The sequence below is a fragment of the Burkholderia puraquae genome, assembly GCF_002099195.1.
Lineage (GTDB): Bacteria > Pseudomonadota > Gammaproteobacteria > Burkholderiales > Burkholderiaceae > Burkholderia > Burkholderia puraquae.
In genome coordinates this window covers 1-5,212 of record NZ_NBYX01000050.1, presented here as the reverse complement: position 1 = coordinate 5,212, position 5,212 = coordinate 1, and the positions used below count along the sequence as shown (strand labels likewise).

The following is a 5,212-nucleotide window of genomic DNA, read 5'->3' as shown; positions in this document are numbered from 1 at the left end:
ATAATCTCGCTTCTCTGCTGCTGAAAACGCAGCGCTGCCGGGAAACACGAAGTTCCTCGCAGAATGCTCTTTAAAAATTAACAGCCGATAAGTGTGGGCGCTTGATGGAAGCGAGCTGATCCTCGGATCAGATAGCGAAAGTATCAAGAGTCTCACACTAAAGTAAGTCAGGTTTATGAAGTGATTCATATTCCTGTCAGCTTTGAGTGAGCGACCGGTTCTTAACCGAACCGAAAACAGTAACAGGTTTAAACTGAAGAGTTTGATCCTGGCTCAGATTGAACGCTGGCGGCATGCCTTACACATGCAAGTCGAACGGCAGCACGGGTGCTTGCACCTGGTGGCGAGTGGCGAACGGGTGAGTAATACATCGGAACATGTCCTGTAGTGGGGGATAGCCCGGCGAAAGCCGGATTAATACCGCATACGATCTACGGATGAAAGCGGGGGACCTTCGGGCCTCGCGCTATAGGGTTGGCCGATGGCTGATTAGCTAGTTGGTGGGGTAAAGGCCTACCAAGGCGACGATCAGTAGCTGGTCTGAGAGGACGACCAGCCACACTGGGACTGAGACACGGCCCAGACTCCTACGGGAGGCAGCAGTGGGGAATTTTGGACAATGGGCGAAAGCCTGATCCAGCAATGCCGCGTGTGTGAAGAAGGCCTTCGGGTTGTAAAGCACTTTTGTCCGGAAAGAAATCCTTGGCTCTAATACAGTCGGGGGATGACGGTACCGGAAGAATAAGCACCGGCTAACTACGTGCCAGCAGCCGCGGTAATACGTAGGGTGCGAGCGTTAATCGGAATTACTGGGCGTAAAGCGTGCGCAGGCGGTTTGTTAAGACCGATGTGAAATCCCCGGGCTCAACCTGGGAACTGCATTGGTGACTGGCAAGCTAGAGTATGGCAGAGGGGGGTAGAATTCCACGTGTAGCAGTGAAATGCGTAGAGATGTGGAGGAATACCGATGGCGAAGGCAGCCCCCTGGGCCAATACTGACGCTCATGCACGAAAGCGTGGGGAGCAAACAGGATTAGATACCCTGGTAGTCCACGCCCTAAACGATGTCAACTAGTTGTTGGGGATTCATTTCCTTAGTAACGTAGCTAACGCGTGAAGTTGACCGCCTGGGGAGTACGGTCGCAAGATTAAAACTCAAAGGAATTGACGGGGACCCGCACAAGCGGTGGATGATGTGGATTAATTCGATGCAACGCGAAAAACCTTACCTACCCTTGACATGGTCGGAATCCTGCTGAGAGGYGGGAGTGCTCGAAAGAGAACCGGCGCACAGGTGCTGCATGGCTGTCGTCAGCTCGTGTCGTGAGATGTTGGGTTAAGTCCCGCAACGAGCGCAACCCTTGTCCTTAGTTGCTACGCAAGAGCACTCTAAGGAGACTGCCGGTGACAAACCGGAGGAAGGTGGGGATGACGTCAAGTCCTCATGGCCCTTATGGGTAGGGCTTCACACGTCATACAATGGTCGGAACAGAGGGTTGCCAACCCGCGAGGGGGAGCTAATCCCAGAAAACCGATCGTAGTCCGGATTGCACTCTGCAACTCGAGTGCATGAAGCTGGAATCGCTAGTAATCGCGGATCAGCATGCCGCGGTGAATACGTTCCCGGGTCTTGTACACACCGCCCGTCACACCATGGGAGTGGGTTTTACCAGAAGTGGCTAGTCTAACCGCAAGGAGGACGGTCACCACGGTAGGATTCATGACTGGGGTGAAGTCGTAACAAGGTAGCCGTATCGGAAGGTGCGGCTGGATCACCTCCTTTCCAGAGCTTCTCGCAAARTTGAGCGCTCACGCTTATCGGCTGTAAATTAAAGACAGACTCAGGGGTCTGTAGCTCAGTCGGTTAGAGCACCGTCTTGATAAGGCGGGGGTCGTTGGTTCGAATCCAACCAGACCCACCATTGTCTGGCGGTAAGTACATACCTGAGGTTATCTGTACATGGGGGCATAGCTCAGCTGGGAGAGCACCTGCTTTGCAAGCAGGGGGTCGTCGGTTCGATCCCGTCTGCCTCCACCAATCACCAACGCTAAGGGCTTGGTTCAGACACTGAACCGAGAATTTTGCATTGGCGATTGAGCCAGTCAGAGTGATACGTAGTAYGTATCGGCTGTCGTTCTTTAACAATCTGGAAGAAGCAAGTAATTTGGATAGCGGAAGCGTCTTGAGATGGRCGTGGAAGTTATCCGGGTTGTGATTGTATCGATGTATCTCAAGATGATTCGAACTCTATGTTTGACTCAATTGGAATACGGCACAACGCGAGAACTCAACCTGTAACGAGACAGACTCGTTATAGGGTCAAGCGAACAAGTGCATGTGGTGGATGCCTTGGCGATCACAGGCGATGAAGGACGCGGTAGCCTGCGAAAAGCTACGGGGAGCTGGCAAACGAGCTTTGATCCGTAGATGTCCGAATGGGGAAACCCACTCCTTTTGGAGTATCCATGGCTGAATACATAGGCCATGCGAAGCGAACGCGGTGAACTGAAACATCTAAGTAACCGCAGGAAAAGAAATCAACCGAGATTCCCAAAGTAGTGGCGAGCGAAATGGGATGAGCCTTGCACTCTTTATTTGTATTGTTAGCCGAACGCTCTGGAAAGTRCGGCCATAGCAGGTGATAGCCCTGTAGGCGAAAACAGTATGAAAGAACTAGGTGTGCGACAAGTAGGGCGGGACACGTGAAATCCTGTCTGAAGATGGGGGGACCATCCTCCAAGGCTAAATACTCGTGATCGACCGATAGTGAACCAGTACCGTGAGGGAAAGGCGAAAAGAACCCCGGGAGGGGAGTGAAATAGATCCTGAAACCGCATGCATACAAACAGTCGGAGCCTCGTAAGGGGTGACGGCGTACCTTTTGTATAATGGGTCAGCGACTTACGTTCAGTAGCAAGCTTAACCGTATAGGGCAGGCGTAGCGAAAGCGAGTCCGAATAGGGCGTTCAGTTGCTGGGCGTAGACCCGAAACCAAGTGATCTATCCATGGCCAGGATGAAGGTGCGGTAACACGTACTGGAGGTCCGAACCCACTAACGTTGAAAAGTTAGGGGATGAGCTGTGGATAGGGGTGAAAGGCTAAACAAACTTGGAAATAGCTGGTTCTCTCCGAAAACTATTTAGGTAGTGCCTCGTGTCTCACCTTCGGGGGTAGAGCACTGTCATGGTTGGGGGGTCTATTGCAGATTACCCCGCCATAGCAAACTCCGAATACCGAAGAGTGCAATCACGGGAGACAGACATCGGGTGCTAACGTCCGGTGTCAAGAGGGAAACAACCCAGACCGCCAGCTAAGGTCCCCAAATATAGCTAAGTGGGAAACGAAGTGGGAAGGCTAAAACAGTCAGGAGGTTGGCTTAGAAGCAGCCACCCTTTAAAGAAAGCGTAATAGCTCACTGATCGAGTCGTCCTGCGCGGAAGATGTAACGGGGCTAAGCTATATACCGAAGCTGCGGATGCGTGCTTAGCACGCATGGTAGGAGAGCGTTCTGTAAGCCTGCGAAGGTGTCTCGGAAGGGATGCTGGAGGTATCAGAAGTGCGAATGCTGACATGAGTAGCGATAAAGGGGGTGAAAGGCCCCCTCGCCGTAAGCCCAAGGTTTCCTACGCAACGTTCATCGGCGTAGGGTGAGTCGGCCCCTAAGGCGAGGCAGAAATGCGTAGCTGATGGGAAGCAGGTCAATATTCCTGCACCATTGTTAGATGCGATGGGGGGACGGATCGCGGAAGGTTGTCCGGGTGTTGGAAGTCCCGGTCGCTGCATTGGAGAAGGCGCTTAGGCAAATCCGGGCGCGGAATTCAAGGGTGTGGCGCGAGCTCCTTAGGGAGCGAAGCAATTGGAAGTGGTTCCAAGAAAAGCCTCTAAGCTTCAGTCTAATGATGACCGTACCGCAAACCGACACAGGTGGGCGAGATGAGTATTCTAAGGCGCTTGAGAGAACTCGGGAGAAGGAACTCGGCAAATTGGTACCGTAACTTCGGGATAAGGTACGCCCTTGTAGCTTGATGCCCCTGCGGGCAAAGGGTGAAGGGGTTGCAATAAACTGGTGGCTGCGACTGTTTAATAAAAACACAGCACTCTGCAAACACGAAAGTGGACGTATAGGGTGTGACGCCTGCCCGGTGCCGGAAGATTAAATGATGGGGTGCAAGCTCTTGATTGAAGTCCCGGTAAACGGCGGCCGTAACTATAACGGTCCTAAGGTAGCGAAATTCCTTGTCGGGTAAGTTCCGACCTGCACGAATGGCGTAACGATGGCCACACTGTCTCCTCCCGAGACTCAGCGAAGTTGAAGTGTTTGTGATGATGCAATCTACCCGCGGCTAGACGGAAAGACCCCATGAACCTTTACTGTAGCTTTGCATTGGACTTTGAACCGATCTGTGTAGGATAGGTGGGAGGCTATGAAACCGGAACGCTAGTTTCGGTGGAGCCGTCCTTGAAATACCACCCTGGTTTGTTTGAGGTTCTAACCTTGGCCCGTGATCCGGGTCGGGGACAGTGCATGGTAGGCAGTTTGACTGGGGCGGTCTCCTCCCAAAGCGTAACGGAGGAGTACGAAGGTACGCTAGGTACGGTCGGAAATCGTGCTGATAGTGCAATGGCATAAGCGTGCTTAACTGCGAGACCGACAAGTCGAGCAGGTGCGAAAGCAGGTCATAGTGATCCGGTGGTTCTGTATGGAAGGGCCATCGCTCAACGGATAAAAGGTACTCTGGGGATAACAGGCTGATACCGCCCAAGAGTTCATATCGACGGCGGTGTTTGGCACCTCGATGTCGGCTCATCTCATCCTGGGGCTGTAGCCGGTCCCAAGGGTATGGCTGTTCGCCATTTAAAGAGGTACGTGAGCTGGGTTTAAAACGTCGTGAGACAGTTTGGTCCCTATCTGCCGTGGGCGTTGGATATTTGAAGGGGGCTGCTCCTAGTACGAGAGGACCGGAGTGGACGAACCTCTGGTGTACCGGTTGTCACGCCAGTGGCATCGCCGGGTAGCTATGTTCGGAAGAGATAACCGCTGAAAGCATCTAAGCGGGAAACTCGCCTTAAGATGAGATATCCCTGGGGACTAGATCCCCTTGAAGGGTCGTTCGAGACCAGGACGTTGATAGGTCAGGTGTGTAAGCGCAGTAATGCGTTCAGCTAACTGATACTAATTGCCCGTAAGGCTTGATCCTATAACAAGTCTG

The 5,212-nt window shown here is 52.7% G+C and carries 2 tRNA genes and 2 rRNA genes; all 4 read left to right on the top strand.

What is annotated here, in order from left to right:
• The first annotated feature begins 250 nt into the window (after positions 1 to 250).
• The 4 genes from B7G54_RS37585 (at position 251) to B7G54_RS37570 (ending at position 5,200) form a co-directional block, all read left to right on the top strand.
• Positions 251 to 1,783: ribosomal RNA gene (locus B7G54_RS37585) — 16S ribosomal RNA — on the top strand.
• A 62-nt stretch (positions 1,784 to 1,845) separates the two neighbouring features.
• Positions 1,846 to 1,922, top strand: a tRNA-Ile gene (locus B7G54_RS37580).
• A gap of 40 nt (positions 1,923 to 1,962) precedes the next feature.
• Positions 1,963 to 2,038: transfer RNA gene (locus B7G54_RS37575), tRNA-Ala, on the top strand.
• A 280-nt stretch (positions 2,039 to 2,318) separates the two neighbouring features.
• A 23S ribosomal RNA gene (locus B7G54_RS37570) occupies positions 2,319 to 5,200 on the top strand.
• The 16S and 23S rRNA genes sit together here with 2 tRNA genes alongside, the layout of an rRNA operon.
• Positions 5,201 to 5,212: the final 12 nt, after the last annotated feature.